14 protein-coding genes are annotated in these 21,403 nt (G+C 53.9%); 9 read left to right on the top strand and 5 right to left on the bottom strand.

What is annotated here, in order from left to right; genetic code table 11:
* Positions 1–51: 51 nt before the first annotated feature.
* Together HAP95_RS01895 and rluC are read right to left on the bottom strand one after the other, a co-directional pair.
* Complete coding sequence (locus HAP95_RS01895) at positions 52–714, bottom strand: HAD family hydrolase (protein ID WP_215882728.1); 663 nt, start codon at positions 712–714, stop codon at positions 52–54.
* Positions 711–1,664, bottom strand: a complete 954-nt coding sequence (gene rluC / locus HAP95_RS01890; RefSeq protein WP_215882727.1) for a 23S rRNA pseudouridine(955/2504/2580) synthase RluC — start codon at positions 1,662–1,664, stop codon at positions 711–713. The genes HAP95_RS01895 and rluC overlap by 4 nt, the downstream gene beginning before the upstream one ends.
* A gap of 198 nt (positions 1,665–1,862) precedes the next feature.
* On the opposite strand from rluC, the gene HAP95_RS01885 reads away from it, so the two are divergent.
* Positions 1,863–4,304 carry an Rne/Rng family ribonuclease gene (locus HAP95_RS01885; protein ID WP_226832426.1) on the top strand — a complete coding sequence of 814 codons (2,442 nt, stop codon included), beginning with the start codon at positions 1,863–1,865 and terminating at the stop codon, positions 4,302–4,304.
* 27 nt (positions 4,305–4,331) lie between these two features.
* On the opposite strand, the gene cysS is transcribed toward HAP95_RS01885, so the two are convergent.
* Complete coding sequence (gene cysS, locus HAP95_RS01880) at positions 4,332–5,732, bottom strand: cysteine--tRNA ligase (protein ID WP_215882726.1); 1,401 nt, start codon at positions 5,730–5,732, stop codon at positions 4,332–4,334.
* Positions 5,732–7,234 carry a glutamate--tRNA ligase gene (gltX, locus tag HAP95_RS01875; RefSeq protein ID WP_215882725.1) on the bottom strand — a complete coding sequence of 501 codons (1,503 nt, stop codon included), beginning with the start codon at positions 7,232–7,234 and terminating at the stop codon, positions 5,732–5,734. Before gltX ends, cysS begins: the two co-directional genes overlap by 1 nt.
* A 95-nt stretch (positions 7,235–7,329) precedes the next feature.
* Between gltX and HAP95_RS01870 the strand changes: the two genes are divergently transcribed.
* The 8 genes from HAP95_RS01870 to HAP95_RS01835 all read left to right on the top strand — a co-directional run bounded on the left by HAP95_RS01870 (position 7,330) and on the right by HAP95_RS01835 (position 19,624).
* On the top strand, positions 7,330–9,825 hold the full coding sequence (locus HAP95_RS01870) for a penicillin-binding protein 1A (protein WP_215882724.1): 2,496 nt from the start codon (positions 7,330–7,332) through the stop codon (positions 9,823–9,825).
* A gap of 76 nt (positions 9,826–9,901) precedes the next feature.
* Positions 9,902–11,356, top strand: coding sequence for a cryptochrome/photolyase family protein (locus HAP95_RS01865; protein ID WP_215882723.1), 1,455 nt, complete (start codon positions 9,902–9,904; stop codon positions 11,354–11,356).
* A gap of 165 nt (positions 11,357–11,521) precedes the next feature.
* Positions 11,522–12,808: an NAD(P)/FAD-dependent oxidoreductase gene (locus HAP95_RS01860; RefSeq protein WP_010638587.1), complete on the top strand. Its 1,287-nt coding sequence runs from the start codon at positions 11,522–11,524 to the stop codon at positions 12,806–12,808.
* A gap of 62 nt (positions 12,809–12,870) precedes the next feature.
* Positions 12,871–13,722 (top strand): DUF1641 domain-containing protein, encoded by an 852-nt coding sequence (locus tag HAP95_RS01855; protein WP_215882722.1) that lies wholly within the window; start codon positions 12,871–12,873, stop codon positions 13,720–13,722.
* Positions 13,723–13,829: 107 nt separating this feature from the next.
* On the top strand, positions 13,830–16,193 hold the full coding sequence (locus tag HAP95_RS01850; protein WP_215882721.1) for a glycoside hydrolase family 15 protein: 2,364 nt from the start codon (positions 13,830–13,832) through the stop codon (positions 16,191–16,193).
* On the top strand, positions 16,190–16,975 hold the full coding sequence (locus HAP95_RS01845) for a glucose 1-dehydrogenase (RefSeq protein WP_215882720.1): 786 nt from the start codon (positions 16,190–16,192) through the stop codon (positions 16,973–16,975). The genes HAP95_RS01850 and HAP95_RS01845 overlap by 4 nt, the downstream gene beginning before the upstream one ends.
* Before the next feature lie 4 nt (positions 16,976–16,979).
* A complete protein-coding gene (locus tag HAP95_RS01840; protein ID WP_215882719.1) occupies positions 16,980–18,494 on the top strand; it encodes a GMC oxidoreductase in 1,515 nt (504 codons plus the stop codon).
* The gene (locus HAP95_RS01835; RefSeq protein WP_215882718.1) at positions 18,491–19,624 is read left to right on the top strand and encodes an MFS transporter; all 1,134 of its coding nucleotides are present in this window, start codon (positions 18,491–18,493) and stop codon (positions 19,622–19,624) included. Before HAP95_RS01840 ends, HAP95_RS01835 begins: the two co-directional genes overlap by 4 nt.
* A gap of 12 nt (positions 19,625–19,636) precedes the next feature.
* On the opposite strand, the gene HAP95_RS01830 is transcribed toward HAP95_RS01835, so the two are convergent.
* Positions 19,637–21,259, bottom strand: coding sequence for a cation:proton antiporter (locus HAP95_RS01830; RefSeq protein ID WP_215882717.1), 1,623 nt, complete (start codon positions 21,257–21,259; stop codon positions 19,637–19,639).
* Positions 21,260–21,403 lie beyond the last annotated feature (144 nt).

Here is a 21,403-nt window from a genome sequence, read left to right as displayed (position 1 = left end):
AAAAGCATCAGTTAAGGCAAAGCCAACCGGATGAATAGCATGAACAACGCTTCAAACACCCTCAACAATCAAAAATCTTGGATCAGGCAAGCACAGCGCCGCACCCGCCTGAGTTAATCGTTGGGTATCATGAACGCCGCAAAGCACCCCTAAAGGCAGCACTCCTGCCGCTACCGCCATTTCCATATCATGGACGGTATCCCCGACCATGACGGCGGCTTCAGGTGTCAACGCATAATGATCCAGGAGCTGTTCGAGCATGAGGGGATCGGGCTTGGAGCGGGTTTCGTCCGCGCAACGACTGGCACTGATGCAGCCAGCCAGGTGCGGGTTTTCGCTCAGCACCTTGTCCAGACCACGGCGCGCCTTGCCCGTTGCCACAGCAATTTGAAAACCGGCATCAGCCAGGGCAATGACAGCCTGCTCCACTCCAGGGAAAAGTGGCATATCGACTGCGGGAGTGGCAAAAAAGCAATTCCGATACCCCTCCAGAATGCGGGAACGTAAGTTTTCGTCCGCATCGGGGGCGAGAACCGCCAACGCATCACCAAGGCCCAGGCCAATAATTTCCTTATATTGCTCTTCGCCGCGATCGGCCAGTCCGGCATAGGCGAATGCATGGGTAAGGCATCGGCAAATAGTGGGAATGCTGTCCATCAAAGTGCCATCCCAGTCGAATATGATCAGACGGCGATCCTGGAGTATGGGATTCATGATTTGGGCTCCTGTCGTAATTGCTGAAGTAATCCTTCCAGCTCTGTGGGCAACGGGGCCTGGATATGCATGGGTTGCTGATCGCGAGGATGCGTAAAACGAATGCTGACCGCGTGCAGAAACAGGCGGCGCAAACCCAGACTGCGCATACGCTGATTGAAAGCTGCGTCGCCATATTTTTCGTCACCCGCCACCGGGTGTTCTATGGCCTGTAGATGAACCCGGATCTGGTGAGTACGTCCGGTATCCAGATCGGCCTGCAATAAAGCCGCACCGGGAAAATGCTCTAGCAACAAAAAACGCGTATGCGCGGGTTTACCGTCAACTGGATCCACCCGCACCATGCGTTCTCCGGATTGCAGGGTGTTTTTGCGCAAGGCCAAGCGCACGGAGCGCGTTTTGTCTTTCCAGTCACCCAGGGTTAGGGCCAGATATTGTTTTTCCATCTGCCCCTGGCGCAAGGCCTCGTGCAGCGCGCGCAGTGCCGAGCGTTTTTTGCTGAGCAACAGACAACCGGAAGTGTCGCGATCCAGGCGATGCACCAGTTCCAGCTCGCGGGCTTCGGGCCGCAGTTGGCGCAGGGCTTCAATAATGCCCCAGCTCAAACCGGAGCCCCCATGGACTGCGAGACCACTGGGTTTGTTCAGCACCAGCACATGGCTGTCTTCAAAAAGTACGGCAGATTCCAGTTGTCCGCGCAGGTGGGCAGGCAGAACCGCCGGATCACTGGGCTCAGCAACCCGCACCGGCGGCAGGCGCAACACATCGCCAACGGCAATGTGGTAATGGGGACGCGCCCGGCCTTTATTGACCCGCACTTCGCCACTACGCAGGATTTTGTAGATGTGAGAACGGGGCACGCCTTTCATGACCCGCAGGAGGAAATTGTCGAGACGCTGGCCCGCTTCCGCATCGGTCACCAGCCACTGTCGCACTCCGTTTTCCGCCATATTTTCACCGCCCCTGCATTTTTTCGTTTGCGATTCTATTCTTTTATGGCATATATTGCGACTGAGGACGCTGCGCTAACAGAGTGCGGCCCCCATTTTAGCATCGAAGGGCAAGCCTTTCGGTCCCAATTACAAACGCTGCGCTCCCCGGCCTGCTTTATTGAGCATGCGGGTTGAGCGCCGGAGAAAGAAGAACTTATGAAAAGGATGTTGATTAACGCTACCCATGCAGAGGAGTTGCGGGTGGCTTTGGTAGATGGTCAAAAACTCCTCGACCTGGATATTGAACGCGCCTACAAGGAACAAAAAAAGAGCAACATCTACAAGGGCAAAATCACCCGTGTAGAGCCCAGCCTGGAGGCGGCTTTTGTTGATTATGGCGCCGAACGTCACGGCTTTCTGCCCCTCAAGGAAATTGCCCGTGAATACTTTCAGCAACAGGAATCCGGCCAGGGCCGCAAGCGTATTCAAGAGCTGATTCGCGAAGGTCAGGAAGTCATTGTTCAAGTGGACAAGGAAGAGCGCTCCAGCAAGGGTGCTGCTCTCACCACCTTTGTCAGCCTGGCCGGTCGCTATCTGGTCCTGATGCCCAATAATCCCAGGGCGGGCGGCGTTTCCCGACGCATTGAGGGTGATGATCGCACCCAGATTCGTCAGCATCTTCAACTTCTCGATATTCCGGAAAATATGGGCGTCATTGCCCGTACTGCCGGTATTGGTCAAGAACTCGAGGCGCTGCATCGTGATCTCGAATATCTGAAACAAATCTGGCAAGCCATTGTCGATACGGCCGCACCCCGTGCCGCCCCTTTTCTGATTTACCAGGAAGGGAATGTGGTCGTCCGGGCCCTGCGCGATCACTTTTCGGAAGATTTTGGTGAAGTTCTCATTGATGAGGAAGGGGCCTATAACGCTGCCGTGCAGTTTATGGGCGCCATGATGCCGAAAATGGTGCACCGCCTGAAATATTACGATAACGACGTGCCCCTCTTCAGCCGCTATCAAATTGAACAGCAGATTGAATCGGCATTCAGCCGGGAAGTGCGGCTGGAGTCGGGCGGGGCCATTGTCATTGATCATACCGAGGCGCTGGTTGCCGTGGACGTCAATTCGGGCCGTTCCACCAAGGGTCAGGATATTGCCGAAACCGCTTTCCGCACCAATCTGGAAGCGGCGGAAGAAATTGCCCGCCAAATCCGTCTGCGAGATCTGGGCGGCCTGATTGTGGTGGACTTCATTGATATGGAATCCCCTAAACATCAACGTGAAGTGGAAGGCAAGCTCAAGGAAGCCCTTAAGCTGGATCGGGCGCGGGTACAGCTTGGCCGTATTTCCCGCTTTGGTTTGATGGAAATGTCCCGGCAGCGGCTGGGAGCCAGTCTGGAAGAAGCTTCTTCGGAACCCTGCCCACGTTGTAATGGTACGGGTCAGATTCGCGGCTGTGAGGCGACCAGCATGCATGTGCTGCGCTTGCTGCAGGAAGAATGCATGAAACCCGGGCCTGCTGAAGTGCAGTGTGAAGTACCGGTCGATGTGGCCATTTATCTGCTCAACGAGAAACGTCTGCCGATTCTCGAACTTGAGGCAAAAACAGAAACCCGCATTGTCATTATTCCCAAGCCGGAGTTGGTAACACCGCACTACAACATTGAGCGCACTCGCATGGAGGCGAGCGCCACGCAGGCTTTGCCACAAAACCTGAATAATGCTTTACCCGCACGTCCCAGCCGTCCTGGTACCGAATCTGCGGCGCTGAGTCCGCTGACTGCACCGCCACCGCCCGATGTGCTTCCCCCGCTCCGTGCACAGGCACCGGCAGCCAAAAGCAAAAATACTGGCGACACCAACAAGCCCGCTGTGCCTGAGGAAGGGATTCTCGCCCGCCTGGTACGCGCTTTGGTATCGCGTTATGTTCCTGTGGACGCGGCTACCTTTCTGGCAGAAAGTCAAGGCGGTGAAACGCCGCCTGCTCCCGAAAGTGAAGTAGGCGAAGAAAACTCCGGCGAAGAAAACCGGGGCCGCCGGCGGCGGCGCGGAGGTCGGCGGGCCAGAGCCCGGCGTTCGACCCAGGGTAATTCGGGAGAGAACGAAAACGCTCAGGAAATGGAGACCGAGGAAGCCACTCCGGAAACCACCCATGCAGCGCCTAAGGCAGCGGCCAAAACATCGGCAAAACTTGAACAGCCTGCGCCGCGTGAACTGCTGATCTATCCTGGACCGGTTCCTGCCACGGACGACTGGCATCAAATGCTGGTAGCCACTCCGGTGAGCACAGAAGTGCTTACCGAGAGCATCACTACCGAGCCTGCTGTCATCGCCGCAGTCGAGGAAGCGCCAGCGGAAGCTCAGGAAGAAACCCGGGCGGAAATGTTGGAAGCGGCGGAGATACAGCCTGATTCAGCCCCGGAAACCATGAGCTCCGCAACAGAGTCCGTCCAGACTGTCCTGACTCCTGATTCTGAAGCTGCAGAGCCCTCTGCGGAGCCATTGACCGAGCTGGCGGAACCTTCTGCCACCGAGAGTTCCTCGACAGCAGCTACTGTAACAAGTCCTGAAGACTGGCATTTGCCGCTGTTTACTGAAACGGCAGAAAGTGTTGAAGACCCCGGTCAGCAGTCCCTGCCGCTTAACGACGATTAATTCGTAAAGCGGCTGCCGCTCTGCAATTCAGGCTCCTTGCCGTCGCCAACTGGTGCCGGCAGGGCCATCTTCCAGAATAATTCCTGCAGCAGCTAATTCCGCACGAATGGCATCTGCACCCGCAAAATCTTTTTGCTGGCGGGCGGCAAGACGAGCCGCTATGCGCTCTTCAATCCAGGCATTATCGCTTTCATTGGAACCCCGGAAATAGCTTTCCGGGTCTTCCTGCAATATTCCCAGCATGGCTGCCAGTTCGCGCAGGAGGGTGGCCAAGGGTGCTGCCACCTCGCTTTGCTCACCTCGCAAGCGATTGATTTCCCGGGCAAGGTCAAAAAGGGTGGCGAGCGCCGCCGGAGTATGAAAGTCATCACTCATGGCGCTATGAAAGCGCTCCCGCCATTCACTGCCCAATTCGGGCACAATTTGGCGTGCTGGCATGCCGCGCAGCGCCGTGTATAGGCGCGTCAAACCGGCACGGGCCTGCTCCAACCCTTCTTCACTGTAATGCAAGGGACTGCGATATTGGCTGGAAAGAATAAAAAAGCGCAGCACTTCGCCTGAAAAAAGAGGGAGAAGTTCGCGCACCGTCAAAAAATTATTCAAGGACTTGGACATTTTTTCGTCATTGATGCGCACAAAGCCGTTATGCATCCAGTAGTGGGCAAAGGCGCAACCCGCCCCCTGGGATTGGGCAATTTCATTTTCATGGTGCGGAAACTGCAAATCGGCGCCGCCACCATGAATATCAAAAGTGCAGCCCAAGGCATCTGCCGACATGGCAGAACACTCTATATGCCAGCCGGGCCGACCCTCACCCCAGGGTGAAGCCCAGGAGGGTTCATCGGGCTTGGCCGCTTTCCAGAGGGCAAAATCCAGGGGATCGCGTTTATCTTCGCCCAACTCCACGCGCGCGCCCGAATTGAGTTCATCAATGGATTTGCCCGAAAGCTTTCCATATTCCGGGAAACTCCGCACGGCGTAATACACATCGTCGTTGGCTGCTGCGTAGGCGTGTCCCCGTTCAATCAACTCTGCAATCATGTTTTGCATGGCACCCACATGCTCCGTAGCACGCGGCTCCAGGTCCGGCTTCTGGCAGAGCAAGGCAGCTTCATCGGCGTGCATGGCCTCAATGAAACGCGTGGTCAGCGACTGAATAGACTCGCCCTGCTCCAGAGCACGACGGATAATCTTGTCGTCAATATCGGTAATATTACGCACATAGGTCACTTTCATGCCCCGTGCCCGCAAATAACGCACCACTGTATCAAAAGTGACCATGACCCGGGCGTGACCCAGATGACAGTAGTCATAAACCGTCATACCACAAACATAAATGCCCACCTGCCCCGGCGTTGCCGGTTCCAGAGGGGTCTTGTCACGTTGCAGGGTGTCATAAAGAGTGATGGACGGCAGGAATGGCGACATTACTTTCTCGCTTCAGATAATACGCTGGGGGCAGTACGCAGGCGCTGTTGCGCGCGCTCCATACCAATTAAAGGCAGGAGGGCTGCCAGTTCGGGACCATGACTACGTCCTGTCAAGGCTGCCCGCAGGGGCATAAACAAGGATTTCCCTTTTAATCCACTTTCCTGCTGCAGGGTTTTGGTCCAGATCCGGTAATCTCCGGCTGACTGCTGGAGAAGCATCGCGGCCAACGGCCAGAATTCCGCCGGGGCTTCCGCAAGGGCGGCAAGTGCCGCGTCTTCTTTTTCCAATTCAGCGAATGCCTCATCGGCAAAACAACGCCTTGCCCAATCCACGGCCTCTTCGGGAAACAAAATGTTGGCGCGCACTGCTGCGACAAACTTTATTGGCAGATCTTCATCTTCGCTAACAGCCTTCAACATCTTTTCCACTAATCGATTTTCAATACTAACATTGGGCAAATTGGCGGCAAGCAGCCACTCCCATAGCTGTGCATCGCTCAACTCCTGCAGAGCCAGACGCTGCCAATGCTGAAGCTGAACGACATCAAAATGCCCCGGCGCACGGCTGATTTTATCCACCGAAAAACCAGCAGCCAGAACCTGATCATCCAGCAAGTCACTTTCCGCATAGTGATGACCGAGACGGGCCAGATAATTGCGCACGGCTGCCGGGAGATAACCCTGAAATTGCAGATCACGCAAACTGGCCGCGCCGTGGCGTTTGGACAGGGGCTGACCATCACTACCCAGCAGAAGCGGCAGATGGGCGTATTCGGGTACGGGCAAATTCAACGCCTGCAAAATCAGAATCTGACGCGGGGTATTGCTGAGATGATCCTCTCCACGCAAAACCAGATTCACCCCCATCAGGGCGTCATCCACCGCATTGGCGAAGAAAAAGGCCGGGCTGCCATCACTGCGCCGAATGACAAAATCACCCAGATCGGCCAGAGCGTAGCTGCGCTCACCCCAGACCCGGTCGGGCACGGTCAACATTCCCGAATCGGGCACCCGATAGCGCAACACCGGCTGAATACCCTTGGCTTCAAGATCACGGCGCTGCTCCGCATTCAGATGTCGACAACGCCCGCCATAGCGCGGTGACTTGCTTGAAGCCCGTTGCACCGCTCGTTCTGCGGCCAGATCCTCGGCACTGCAATAACAGGGGTAGGCCTGTCCCGCTGCCAGCAGGGTTTCGTAGTATTGATGATAAATATCCAGGCGTTCCATCTGTCGATAGGGAGCCACCGGGCCACCGATGTCAGGGCCTTCATCCCAGTTCAGACCCAGCCAGCACAAATCTTCCAACAGGGCTTTTTCATAAATTTGCGGTGAGCGGGACTGGTCTGTATCTTCCAGCCGCAGAACGAAACGACCCGCTACAGCTCGTGCTGCCAACCAGGCAAACAAGGCGGTGCGGGCGTTTCCCAGATGAAGATAGCCGGTGGGGCTAGGGGCGAAGCGACTCTTTAGATCCATGGTGGTATAGTATTGCGCCATAAGCCGTCTCGCAATGACAAAACGGCAACAGGATACTTGGTAAAAGGCAGTCTCCTCTCTCTTTTGCCAAGCATTCAGGAAATGGAAGAAACAGCATGGCTCAAACCGGCAGCCCCCGTACGCGTGGCAAGGCACCCAAACGTCCTCGTTATGGACGCTGGATTTTATTGATCATCGCCCTGATCATCATCAATATTTTCATTGGTATCAGCATTTATGTGTATCGTATCTGGGAAACCCTGCCGCCCGTTCATGAACTGAAAGAATGGCATCCCGATGAACCCCTGCGGATTTATGCAGCGGACGGTTCGTTGCTCCAGGAAGTCGGCCCGCAAATGCGCTATGCCTTGCCCATTGACCAGATACCGGTCAAATTGCAGGAATCTTTCATCTCCGCAGAGAACGCCCGTTTTTACAGTAATAATCCACTGTACTATCCGGTCAGTTATCCTGGTATCGTTCGTGCGGCGTTGGTTGACTTGATCCACATGGCTCCTGTGCAGGGGGCCAGCACCATCCCCGAACAGGTAGCCCGTAATTTTTATCTCACTCCACAAAAGACCATCACCCGTAAAATTGCCGAAATTTTACTGGCTTACAAACTGGCGGATCACTTTACTCACAAACAGATTCTGGAACTGTATCTTAATAAAATTTATCTGGGTCAGGGTGCCTATGGCGTTCAAGCCGCCGCTCGCACTTATTACGGCAAGAGTGTCGAACAACTGACACTGGGTGAAATGGCTACTATTGCCGGACTCCCGCCAGCACCCTCGGTATTAAATCCGGTCATGAATCCGGATCTTGCCAAAAAACGCCGCGCTTATGTTCTTAAACGTCTGGTAAATCGCGGTTATATTACCAAGGCTGAAGCAGCCAAAGCCAATGCTGAACCTGTTCTTTCCCGCTTCCATGCCCAGGCTTCAGATAGTGCCCCTTATGTCACCGACTGGATCGCGAGCTGGCTGACCCAGCAATTTGGCAGTGATTTTACCTATCGCTCAGGACTCAAGGTATACACCAGTATCATTCCCAAAGATCAGGTTGCCGCCAACGAAGCGGTAGCCGTAGGACTGGAAAACTACGACATGGGACTTTCGAGCATGGACCCGAAAATCTATCGTGGCCCTGTTGCCCGTTTGAGTGGAGATGCCCTGCAAACTGCCCTTGCCGGAAAGCGCCCGGATGCCCTTCCCCCCCATGACCCGGCCAATATGAGATGGGGGGTAGTCGTTAGCGCCGACAGTAAAACCGCCACCGTTTCGCTGGAGGGCAAGAAAAACATCACCATGACCCTGCGTGATGTGCGCTGGGCCCGACTGCGTTTCAACAGCCCCCTACCGAGTCAGGTCGATAGCGTTTTGCATAGTGGCGACCTGATCTGGCTGCGTCCCTACATGCATGCGATGACCGCTGGAGCCGGGCAGGAATGGGGTGCCAATGTCTGGTCTTCTGCCGGAAAAGATCCGGGCTGGCAGCTTACCCAGATTCCCAAGGTACAGGGCGCGCTAGTCAGTCTCGACAGCCGCAACGGCGCTATTCACGCGATGGTGGGTGGATTCAGCTACGAACTCAGCCACTTTAATCGTGCGGTATTTGCCTATCGGCAACCCGGTTCAGGTTTTAAACCTTTTGTCTATGCAGCGGCCATGGATGCACCGGCACTTCTGGCATCCGGTCAAAGCACTTACATGACGCCCCAGACCCCCATACCGGATACCCCTCTGTCCATCACCCTGCCCGATGGACAGGTTTATGCGCCGACCAACTACAGCAAGCAGTTCTCGAACACGCCGATACCGGTATGGTCCAATCTGGCTTACTCCCACAACGTCCCCAGTGTCCGCATTTTGATGGATATTGGTATCCCCTACGCCGCCCGGTATGTGCAGCGTTTTGGGTTTCCTGCCAAACAGGTTCCAGAGGTGCCTTCCATGGTCCTGGGTGCCGGAGATTACAGCCCTCTGCAAATGGCCAGAGCCTATTCGGTATTTTCCAGCGGTGGTTTTCTACCCAACCCTTACCTCATTACCAAAATTGTTAATGGGCGGGGAACCCAGATTTCCTTGCTGAACTGCCCCATGGGCTATGCCCCCCCACCCCAGCAGACAGCCATACCTCCAGGCGTCGCCTACTTGATGACGCAAATGATGCAGCAGGTCATTAAAATTGGTACGGGTGTGGCAGCGCAAAGCCTCGGACGTAATGATATTGCTGGCAAGACCGGCACCACCAACAATGAAAACAACGCCTGGTTCAATGGCTTCAGCCCCCGCATGACCACCAGCGTCTGGGTGGGTTATGATGACAACCATACCATGGGACGCTGGGCCGCCGGGGCACGAGAAGCCTTGCCGATCTGGATTCACTATATGCGTACCGCCATGGCTGGGAATCCGGCGACGGGCTTTTTCCGTCCGCCTTCGGTCACCGGCCCCACTATCAGTGGCGGCAGCAACATCATTGGAGTCAGTGATTATCTGGCGGGTTACCCCCCCATTGCACCCACTTCTTCCACCGCTTCAACCAGCAGCAGTGCGGGAACAGATACGGGAAGCAAATTGATGGACACCATCAAGAACCTGTTCTGAGCAAACATCGCTTGCAGCAGACGACCATTCATCTGCTGGTTAGCGGCTTGGATTATCTACACTATGGGGCTACAGGATGACCATTACGATTGCCTGGTTGCGCCGGGATCTTCGTCTCGCTGATCATCCGGCCTTGTGGGAAGCCTCCCAGGAAGGGGTAGTAATACCGCTATACATTCTCGATGCTGATGAGCAGGCCGGTGCTGCCGAGCTCTGGTGGCGGCATCATAGCCTGCAACAATTACAGGAAGCCCTTGCCCGGCATGGTTTGCCTTTGCTACTCAGACGTGGGAAACCTCTGCAGATTTTGCAGGAAATCATTGCTGAAAGTTCATCGCGAGCAGTTTTCTGGAATCGCCGCTATGATCCTGCCGGAATAGCTCAGGATACCGCCATCAAGGCCGAGTTGCGCAGCCAGGGCATTGCTGTGCGCTCGTTTATGGGTGATTGCCTGGTTGAACCCTGGTTGCATCATCATGACGAGAAACCCTATAAGGTTTTTACACCTTTCTGGAAAAGTCTCCTGGCGCGCTTCAGTATTGCGCCAGCATTACCAGAACCCGATTTTTCGGCTTTACCGCATGAACTAACCCAAAATCTGGCAACTGAGACTCTGACCGATTGGCATCTGCTTCCCCAAAAACCAAATTGGGCCAAACGCTTTTCGAAATCCTGGGCTCCCGGTGAAACCGGCGCCAAAAACAGACTTCAGCAATTTTTGGATGAATCACTGGCGAACTACAGTGAAGGGCGGAATTTTCCTGCTCAAAATTCCGTATCCCGACTTTCTCCGCACCTGAGTCATGGTGAAATCAGTCCTCGTCAGATATGGCAGGAAACGCGTTTTTACTTGCGTCAACATCCTGAGCTTACGGATGAAGGGGAGCATTTTTTGCGGGAACTGGGCTGGCGTGAGTTTTCCTGGCATTTACTGTTTCATTTTCCGAAGTTACCGGACACGCCACTGCGCCCGGAGTTCGCCAATTTTCCCTGGCAAAAAGATGCGCTTTTGCTGGAGCGTTGGCAGTCTGGACAAACGGGTTATCCGATTGTCGATGCAGGCATGCGCGAACTTTGGCAGAGTGGCTGGATGCATAATCGGGTCCGAATGATTTGCGCAAGTTTTCTCATCAAGGATCTTCTGGTCTCCTGGCAACAGGGAGAAGCCTGGTTTTGGGATACTCTGGTGGATGCGGATCTGGCTAATAACAGCGCCTCCTGGCAATGGGTTGCCGGTTCAGGTGCAGATGCAGCTCCCTATTTCCGGATTTTTAACCCGGTATTACAGGGAGAAAAATTTGATCCCGAAGGAAAATATCTGCGCCGTTGGCTTCCGGAATTATCCGCTCTGCCCGATCGCTTTATTCACCAGCCTTGGGCGGCAGATCAGGACCTTCTTAAAAAGGCAGGTGTTGTTCTGGGAGGCAATTATCCTCAACGGCTTATTGATCATCATGAAGCCAGACAGTGGGCCCTGGATATTTTCGAGAAGCTGAAGAAAAACAATCTGGCAAAACCTGATAATTTATAACCCAATAAAAATATAAAACCGTATTAATATAATGAACCGGATAACCATCCAAAAAAGTTTTTTGTTGAACTTTTGAGATTATCTACTACTCTTAGTAAGGAGACATTCATTCAATTTGGATGTTAATTATTGCAATTTCATGACGAAAAAACGGAGGGAACATCTATGAAGCCCCATGTTGTCGTTCTTGGTGGTAATTTTGCCGGTCTCGCTTCAGCACAAAAAGTACGTGAGCTCTGTGGAGAGTCGGTGCGCATCACCGTTATTGATCGTAAGAATTTCTTGTTGTTTGTGCCTAATGTGCCCGCCGAAGTATTTGAGGGACGCGATCCCAGTAAAACTCTGGCGATGGATATCCCCAGCACTTTGGATGAAGATGATATTGGTTTTATTCAGGCTGAAATCAAAGCCATTGACCCGGACGCCAAACGTGTGGATTTTGTGCCGAATGAACGTCCCGGTGCTGCGCCCGAAAGCATGTCTTATGACTATCTGGTTGTGGCCGTGGGCAATCGTCTGGCCTATGATAAAATCGAAGGATTTGCCGAACATGGTCATACGGTCAGCGATTTTTATTACGGTAACAAATTGCGTCACTTCCTGGCTCATGAATACAAAGGTGGCCCGGTAGCCATTGGTTCTGCCCGCTTCCATCAAGGCGATGGGACCAAAGACATCAAATTGTATGGTGGTCATGCTTTCCCCACTGCCGAAGCAGCCTGTGAAGGCCCGCCCGTGGAAACCATGTTGTCCATGGCTACCTGGTTAGGTCAGCACGGCAAGGGCGGTCCCGATAAAGTCACGGTTTTTACCCCGGCTTCTCTGATTGCTGAAGATGCTGGTGAAAAAGTGGTGGGCAAGCTCCTTGAAATCGCCGGGGGGATGGGTTTCAACTATGTCAATGAAGCCAAAGATATTACCCGCATTACCAAAGACGGTATTGAACTGGCCAGCGGAAAAAACATTGAAGCCGAATTGAAACTGGTTTTCCCGGACTGGGTTCCCCATGATTTCATGAAAGGCTTGCCTATCAGCGATAACGAAGGCTTTGTGGTGACGGATGTGACCATGCGTAATCCCAAGTATCCCAATGTTTTTGCAGCGGGTGACGCGGCCGCCATTACGGTACCGAAACTGGGCGGAATTGGTCATGCCCAAAGCGAGATTGTCGCCAAGCAAATCGCCAAGGACCTGGGGAAAATGGCTCCGGCAGAAGCCGACAAACCTCTGGAGCCAGTAGTCTATTGTATTGGTGACATGGGTAATAATCAGGCCTTTTATATTCGTTCCAACAGCTGGTTTGGTGGTCCCGACCAGGTCCTCAAAATGGGCCATATGCCCTTCTTGCTGAAAATGCAGTACAAAAATCTCTTCTTCAAGACGAAGGGTAAAATGCCGGAATGGGGGCTTGACGCTTCTAAATTACTGGCCGAAAAGCTCTTCGCAGCCTGAAAAACGAGGGCCGTAAGGCCCTTTTTTACTATTGGCATGATATAAATCAAGGGAGATGCATTATGGCAGCACAAGAATCTTTCACCCCTCAACTCACACCGGAACAATGGGCAGGTCTTGCCCGTTTGGGCGATCTTGCCCATGGTAGCGAAAGCTTTATGGGCAGCCCGGCAGGAAACCTGCCCATGGATTTGGCCCTCAAAGCCGGTACCTGGAATGAACGCTATGATCTGGAAGGTAGCATTGAAGAGCTGCTTGATACGCTTAAAGTCCTGCGTGAAAGCGGTCTTTTGTCTCTCGTCCGTGAAAACGCCGCCTTTGTGACCGAGAGCATAGCGTTATTGAAGCCTTTCATCCCCGGTCTGCTGAACAAACTGCATGAAATGCCTTTGGCAGAGTGGTTATCTGCCCTGCAGATGTTTGGAGAAATCATCCCGAAAGTAAATGCCGTTATGGAATTTCTCCAGGGACCTGCGGGTAGTGCTGTGGTGGCCAAAATCAAGGAACTGGGTGATATATGGCAGGAAACCTCGGCCGATACCACCATTGTCGAAGCCTTGCGCCTGCTGAAACAGATGCAGGACGATGGCAACCTGCAGCGCGTTGCAGACCTCAGTCGTCAGATCGGTCTTTTTGCCGAAACCATTGACCTGGAAAGCCTGCTGGGACAATTCGTGCAAAAGAGTCAGGATAGTCCGCTGATGAACTCCGCTGCGAGTCTCATGCAAAGTGGAAAGTTAATGGCTGCTGCCCTTGCGGATGCTGCCGAACATGAGGCCACCGGCAAAGCCGGAGGACTATCCGGTCTGTATCACATGCTCAAAGATCCTGATGTTCAACGGGGTATGCGCGTAGTGGCCGTATTGCCTGTTTATCTTGAAAAAGCGGGCGTTCTGCCCAAGCACAAAGGTTAATCTCTTTATTGTTTCAGGAATGGGTACCGGAGGAACAACGCCTTTTGATCATCGAATAACCCCAGCCGGTGCTTGCAATCCACAGACATTCATTCAGGAGTGATTATATGGAGTCAGCCAGTAAGGCACCGGCAGCACAGTGGCGTCATCCGGTATGGTCTACCGCCCAGAAGTCCTGTGTAGGGACAGCGCTGGGCACCAGCAAGTTGTGGTTCACCACCGGCAGCGGCATCATTACCGAAGTTTTTTACCCACGCATTGATATTCCACAGGTGCGTGATCTCGGATTTATTATTGCCGATGATCAAGGATTTTGGCAGGAACTGAAAACCCTGCCAGAGCCAGCTCTGGAACTGGATGATCCGCAGGTACCGCTACCCATCATCCGCCATCATCACGAGCGTTTTGATTTTACCATCAAGGTCTGTGCTGATCCTGACCGTGATGTGCTGCTCGTCGATTTTCAGCTGGAGGGGGATTCCAGTCTCCGCCCCTATCTGTTGTGTTCAGCGCGACTCGGGGAAGATGCCGAAAACAATCGAGCCTGGGTCGGAAACTGGGAAGGTCGCAAGGTGCTTTGGGCAGAACAGGGTCCGTTCGGACTGGCTCTCGCCTGCCGGAATTCTACCGGTTACGCGGCGCTGGAACGCTGCAGCGTTGGGGAGGTCGGTGCCAGCGACCTGTGGCAGGATTTTCATGACCATGGACGCATGCTCTGGGAATATGGGGAAGCCGGACCCGGTGAGGTGGCCCTGGCCGGTCAAATGCCCCGTCAGGGTACTCTGGCTTTAGGGCTGGGCTCCAGCAAAGAAGCCGCCGCGACCAATGCCTGGAGCGCGCTGGCGAATGGTTTCCAGGCCACGTCATCCAGTTATACGGATTTGTGGCATGCCTGGCACAAAAAGCATCCCCGCCCCCGCAACTTCGCCAGTAAGCTTCCCGATGCGGCAAAAACCCTTTATGCACGCTCCAACAATGTTCTCAAGGTCCACGAGGACCGTACTTTTCCCGGTGCGCTGGTCGCCAGCCTTTCGGTGCCTTGGGGTGAAGCCAGTACCAGTCGCGGCGGCTATCATCTGGTCTGGTCCCGGGATCTGGTCGAAAGTGCTGGAGCGCTGGTCGCCATGGGGGCCACCCGGGAAGCCCGACAGGTGCTGACTTATCTCATCAGCACCCAGCAGGCCGATGGTCATTGGCTGCAAAACCAGTGGCTCGGTGGCAAACCATTTTGGCAAGGTGTCCAACTGGATGAAACCGGGTTTCCCATTTTACTGGCCGCGCTGCTCCGCCAGCATAAAGCCCTGGAAGACATTGCCGTAGCCGATATGGTCCAGCGTGCCTTGCACTTTATTGCCCACGAAGGTCCGGTAACCGGACAGGATCGCTGGGAGGAAGATGGCGGCGTCAATACTTTTACGCTGGCAGTCGCCATTGCGGCGCTGGTGGAGGGTGCCGAATTACTGGGGGGTAAAACCGCGGAATGCGCGCTGATGCTGGCGGACTACTGGAATGCACGGCTGGAAGACTGGACCTTTGTTAAGGATACGGATCTGGCCAAACAGTATCAGGTACCCGGTTATTTTGTGCGCATTACGCCGGAAGATGTTCTGGTCCAGGATGGTGCCAAAGATGAGTGGGTATTGATCAAAAACCGTGCCCATGATCCGCATCTTCCCGCCAGCGAGCAAATAGCCAATGATTTTCTGCAACTGGTGCGTTATGGACTGCGCAGCGCTTCCGATGCCCACATTGTTGCCTCGGTCAAAATCATGGACGCCCTGCTCAAAACCGACACCCCCAGTGGTCCCGTTTGGCATCGTTATAATGGGGATGGCTATGGCGAACATCGGGATGGTAGCCCCTTTGATGGCACCGGAATCGGCCGAGGCTGGCCATTACTGGTTGGAGAGCGAGGCCATTACGCTCTGGCCGCTGGAGAAAGCGCCCTGCCCTACATTGAAGCCATGGCCGCCATGACCGGGAAAGGCGGCTTACTCCCCGAACAAATCTGGGAAGCTGACCCGATTCCGGAAAAAGGTCTGGAACCGGGACACCCCAGTGGTTCTGCCATGCCGCTGGTCTGGGCTCACGGTGAGTACATCAAACTGTGTCACAGCTTCATGAAAGGCGAACCCGTAGATCGCCCTGCAGCCACCTGGAAGCGCTATCAAGGTAAAAAACCGGATATTGACTATCGCCTTTGGCGCTTACGGCAAAGGCCCCGGCAATTGCCGGCAGGTCAGGAGTTACGTCTGCTGCTTCGCGCTCCTTTTACGGTCCATTGGGGTATTAACGGCTGGCAGGATGTGCAGGATCTCCACTCGGAAGACTGGGAACTGGGCCACGTAGCCATTTTGCCCCTGAAACAGTTAAGCGAGGGAGAAAGCGTTCAGTTCACCATCCGTTGGCAGGAAAGCGGAGACTGGATCGGAGAAAATTTTCATCTGGATATTACAGGAGCTTTGTCATGATTCATCTTGATTTGCAGGGACGGCGGGCATTAGTCACGGGTGCCAGTGGTGGATTGGGACGGGCCATTGCTGAAACGCTGGCGGCAGCGGGCGCAGAAGTGGCGGTCCATTATCGCAAGGGCAAGGATGAGGCCGATGCCGTAGTGGACAGCATCAGCAAAGCAGGCGGCAAAGCGCAATCATTCCAGGCAGACATATCTGATCCGGCTGCAGTGGAAAAACTGGTGCAGCAAATTGAGCAGGCTTTTGGGGGGCTGGATATTCTGGTCAACAATGCCGGTATGGACGGGCCGCGCGCCCTGGTGGGAGATGATGACCCACAAATCTGGGAGAAAGTACTAAGCGTTGATCTGCTCGGTCCTTATTATTGTGCCCGGGCAGCCATCCCGCGCATGGAAAAACTCCAGCGCGGCGTCATCATCAATATCACTTCTGTGCACGAATTCATTCCCTGGGAAGGCTATAGTGCCTACACCAGCGCCAAGGCGGGATTATCCATGTTCACCAAAACCCTGGCCCAGGAAACGGCGGACAAGGGCATTCGCGTGGTTGCCCTTGCCCCGGGTGCCATTCAAACGCCCATCAACGAATCTGTGTGGAGCGATCCTCAGTCGTTGAAAGATCTCGACAAAAAAATTTCCATGGGTCGCCTCGGCAAACCCCAGGAAATTGGTAATGTCGTGGCTTTTCTGGCGAGCGATCTCGCCAGTTACATCACCGGCACCACCCTTACTGTAGATGGGGGCATGTTGATTTATCCGGATTTCCGCCACGGAGGATGACACTATGGATGCCGATGTCATTATTATCGGCAGCGGTGCGGGTGGCGGAACACTGGCCCGTGCCCTGGCGGACTCAGGTTTGCAAATTCTGATTCTTGAACGCGGCGATTATTTACCCCGTGAATGGGGAAACTGGGATCCCCAGACGGTTTTCGGCGAACACCGATATCATACCGATGAGCAGTGGCGTGATCAGGACGGCAAAGCCTTCTCACCCGTCACCGGCTATCATGTCGGTGGCAACACCAAGTTTTATGGGGCAGCCGTTTTACGTCGCCGCGCCAAGGATTTTGCGCTTCGCCAGCATCAGGGTGGCAATACTCGCGCCTGGCCCATCACGTATAATGACTTGGCACCATTTTATGATGAAGCCGAATCCTGGTATTTCACGCACGGCGAGGCCGGTGCCGATCCTACCGAAGCCCCCCGCAAAGCTTATCCCTACCCCCCCTTTCCCCATGATGAAGATATCGCTCTTGTGGATAAAGCTCTGCGCGAGATGGGCTATCACCCCTTTCCCCTGCCCCTGGCACTCCACCGTTTGACCGATGAACCTGAACAAAGCCCCTGCGTGCGCTGCCCGACTTGTGATGGCTTTCCCTGTATGCTCCATGCCAAGGGTGATGCGGAAGTGTGCGGTGTCCGCCCCGCATTGCAACACCGTAATGTCCGGATGCTGACCGGCCATCGGGTGCGCCGTTTGATCCACGGTAAAAATGGCAAAACGGTGGAATCTGTCGAGACCGATCAAGGAAGCTTTACGGCCCGGCTGGTGGTTTTGGCTGCAGGAGCTGTCAATAGTGCGGCTATCCTGCTGGCTTCTGCGTCGGAAAAATATCCTTCAGGACTGGCAAACCAGAGTGACCAGGTAGGTCGCAATTATATGTGCCATCTCAATAGCGCCTGCATGGCCATTAAACCGGGTCGGGAAAATCGCAGCATTTTTCAAAAAACCCTGGCTTTGAACGATTTTTACGAAGACTCTGGAGACCCGGATTATCCTTATCCACTGGGTCATATTCAGGGATTGGGAAAAGTCACACCGGCCCTGCTCCATGCTCAGCGACCGCTGATGCCGATTCCCATCAGCGCCTGGACTGCCAGTCATTCCGTAGATTGGTGGCTGACCACCGAAGACCTGCCTGATCCCGACAACCGGGTGACTCTGGATGTCGATGGCAACATTTGTCTGGCCTGGAATCCCAAAAATCGCGAAAGTCATCGCCGCCTTTGCCAGAAATGGCGGGAGATTCTGCAAAAAGCCGGGTTCATGGGCGTATTTTTTCAGTCCATGGATATTTCTGCCACAGCCCATCAGGTTGGAACCTGCCGCTTTGGTGAGGATCCTGCCGACAATGTCCTTGATCCTCATTGCAAGGCGCATGATCTGGACAATCTTTATGTGGTGGATGCCAGCTTTATGCCCTCTATTAGCGCGGTAAACCCCTCACTGACCATCATGGCCAATGCCTTGCGCGTCAGCGCGCATATTATTCAGCATGCCAAAGGCGGCCTATGAAACGCGGGCTCAGTGCAGTGTATATTGCCGGTTTTTTGCAGGGAGCCGCTTTTGTGCTGATTCCCGCATTGGGCACTACCCTGCGCAGCGCGCCCTATGACATGAGTAACGCCACCTATGGAATGTTGTATTTTCCGGAAATCATCGGCGCCATATTGGCGGCGTTGAGTGCGGGAGCCATTCATAAACGCTTGGGCAGCAAGGGACTGTTTCGTCTGGGAGCCATCAGCAATGCAATCGCCATGGCTTTACTTGTAGCGGCTTTTTTCAGTTCCGGGCTGTTTGTTGTTCTGTTGCTGCTGGCTGAAACACTGATGCTCGGCGTCGGGTTCGGCTTGACCAATGCTGCCATCAATCGGGCTGCGTCCCTCCTCTTTGCGGGCGCTGCTGCGGCTGCGGTCACCATTCTGAATGCCGTCATTGGCGGAGCAACTGCCGTATCGCCCATGATTCTGACTGGCGCACAAAGCTGGTTGAGCTGGGTGGCCTGGCCTGCCCTCATTCTTTTGCTTTGGTTCGCTCTACTCTTATTTCCGCTCGCGGAAGATACGGATACGCACGAACTGGGCGGCTTACGTGCCTGGCGACGCTCCATGATGCCCTTCGCTTTTGCAGTAGTGATTTATGCGATCTGTGAAGGCAGCTTTGGTAGCTGGGCCAATGTGCTGGTCAGTGTCGACCACCACCTTCCTGCCGCAACCGGCGCCCTGGCACTATCCCTGTTCTGGGGAGGTATGACCGTTGCCCGCTTCATTTTGGGCAGCATTCCCGACCGCTTTCTTTCCCGACGCTGGGTTTATCGCCTGGCGCCTATAGGGATGGCGGCCTGCTTTGTCATTATCCCCCATCTGGTCAGCGCTACCGCGTTACTGCTGGCATTTGCCTTGGCCGGTGCAGCTTGCGGTATTTATTACCCCTACAGCATGGCTTTTGGCGTAGCTGCGCACGGCAAGGAAGGCACGCAAATGGCTGGGCTATTGGTTGGCGCGCTGATGATTGGAGAAGGCATCGGCTCTACCGGACTGGGTCCACTGCAACATTTCATTTCACTGAATCAGATTTATACTTTTTCTGCCCTATGGGCGATACCCCTGCTTTGGCTAGCCTGGCGCAATAGCCGGCAGCAATAAGCAACTTCATATTCACGTCTCTTGCGATAAGGAGCTGACTTCTTTCACAGCAGACATCCTTGTGAACACCGTTTCCGGTTGAGAAGCTATTTCCAGCAACTGCGTATCAATATCGACAAGTAATTGTTCTGCACTGAATTCATTTAACAGCCCTTCCCTTTGCGCCTGATTTATTTTTTCCTTACGGGCGAGCAGGATACGACGATATAAACGCACAAAATCGCCCTGCATAATCGTGTTGGTGTCTGGCTTGTCCAGTTGCTGCAATTGATCTGCGGCTTCTTTTTGTTCAGCTTCCAGTGAGCGTATCAACGCATCCAAAGCGCGCTGATCCCGCAGCCCCTCGTTTTCCAGTTTTTTGAGTTCAAGCAGATCGGACTTCGCTAGAAAAATCCGTAAGCGCTGTATTTCCGTTTTTTGATCTGCGCCCCCCTTCCCCAGCACCTTCAGCATTCTGGCCAAGGGAGAAATACTTAGTCCCTGCACCAGAATGGTTAATAAGACCACACCAAACACCAGGTTAATCAGTAATTCTCTATGTGGAAGGCCAGCAGGCAGACTGAGTGCCAAAACCATGGAAAGGGCTCCACGAATCCCTCCCCACATTAATACAAAATTCCAGTTTAGAGGGATTTTTGCGCGGGTACGGCTCAATAATGCACCCATACCATAGACAACAGCGGCCCGGGCAATGGTAACAGCGACATAGGCTGCCAGAACAAGCGCCCAGATGTGCATTAAATCCAGCAGATTAATGGTCAAACCGACCAGCAGGAAAATCAGGGAATTTAGCGCAAAACCCAAATATTCCCAGAAGATATTGACGGCCATCCGGACAGATGCCGTCATGCCTTTTTGCGCTCCGTAGTTCCCACATATCAGTCCCGCGACGACTGTGGCAATCACGCCCGAGTAACCCAACTGGGTTGCCAGCAGAAAGCTGCCATAAGCTGCCAAAATGGTGATGGTGATTTCGACCATTCCATCGCCGATGCGCTTGATGATTTCCGAGCTGAGCCAGCCGACGATCAAACCAAGCAGCGCCCCTCCACCAACTTCACTGACAAAATCAATGCCCAGATGGGTAATGGAGATGGATTTCCCTTCGGCAAGAGTCAAAAACAGGCTGAAAAAAACAATGGCGGTTCCATCATTCAAAAGACTTTCACTTTCAATCATGAAAGTCAGCCGCTCTGGTGCCATCAACTTACGGAAAATGGCCACTACAGAGATCGGGTCAGTAGCAGCTACAGCCGCTCCAAACACCAAGGCTACGGCCAGAGGAATCACCGCACCGGAAAGGTGCGGCAAGTATTCCGAAGCCCAGAGAAACACATAGGCAGTAACCACCATGGACAGGAAAACACCGGGTACTGCCAAACCAAAAATTGCCAGACGATCCCGCCACATCGCACTGGCAGAAAGATGGTAGGCTGACTCAAAAATCAAACCGGGCAAAAAAAGGTTGAAAACGAGGTCATGGGTAAGTACCGGGGTATCGAAAAGATGCAACGCCCCCAACGCCAGGCCACCAAGCACCAGGGCCACGGTATAGGGTAAATGTAAACGGTTGGCGATTAACGAAAGTAATGAGGCAACCACGAACAGTAACAAAACGGCAGTTTCTGGAATCATGGTTCTCCACATATTGAGTGTTTTTGGGCGGTTATCGTTCAGAATTAGTGTAACTGGTCTCAATTGCTCAAGCCAGACACAGCAAATACAGGCTTAACACTAAAAACTACAGTTGATCTGGAGATTTCGCAGCGACTTTGGCCC

Origin of the sequence: Acidithiobacillus sulfurivorans (assembly GCF_018853815.1) — a bacterium.
Taxonomy (GTDB): Bacteria; Pseudomonadota; Gammaproteobacteria; order Acidithiobacillales; family Acidithiobacillaceae; genus Acidithiobacillus; species Acidithiobacillus sulfurivorans.
Note: the sequence above shows the minus strand (reverse complement) of the source record. Positions and strands in the feature narration are given on the sequence as shown.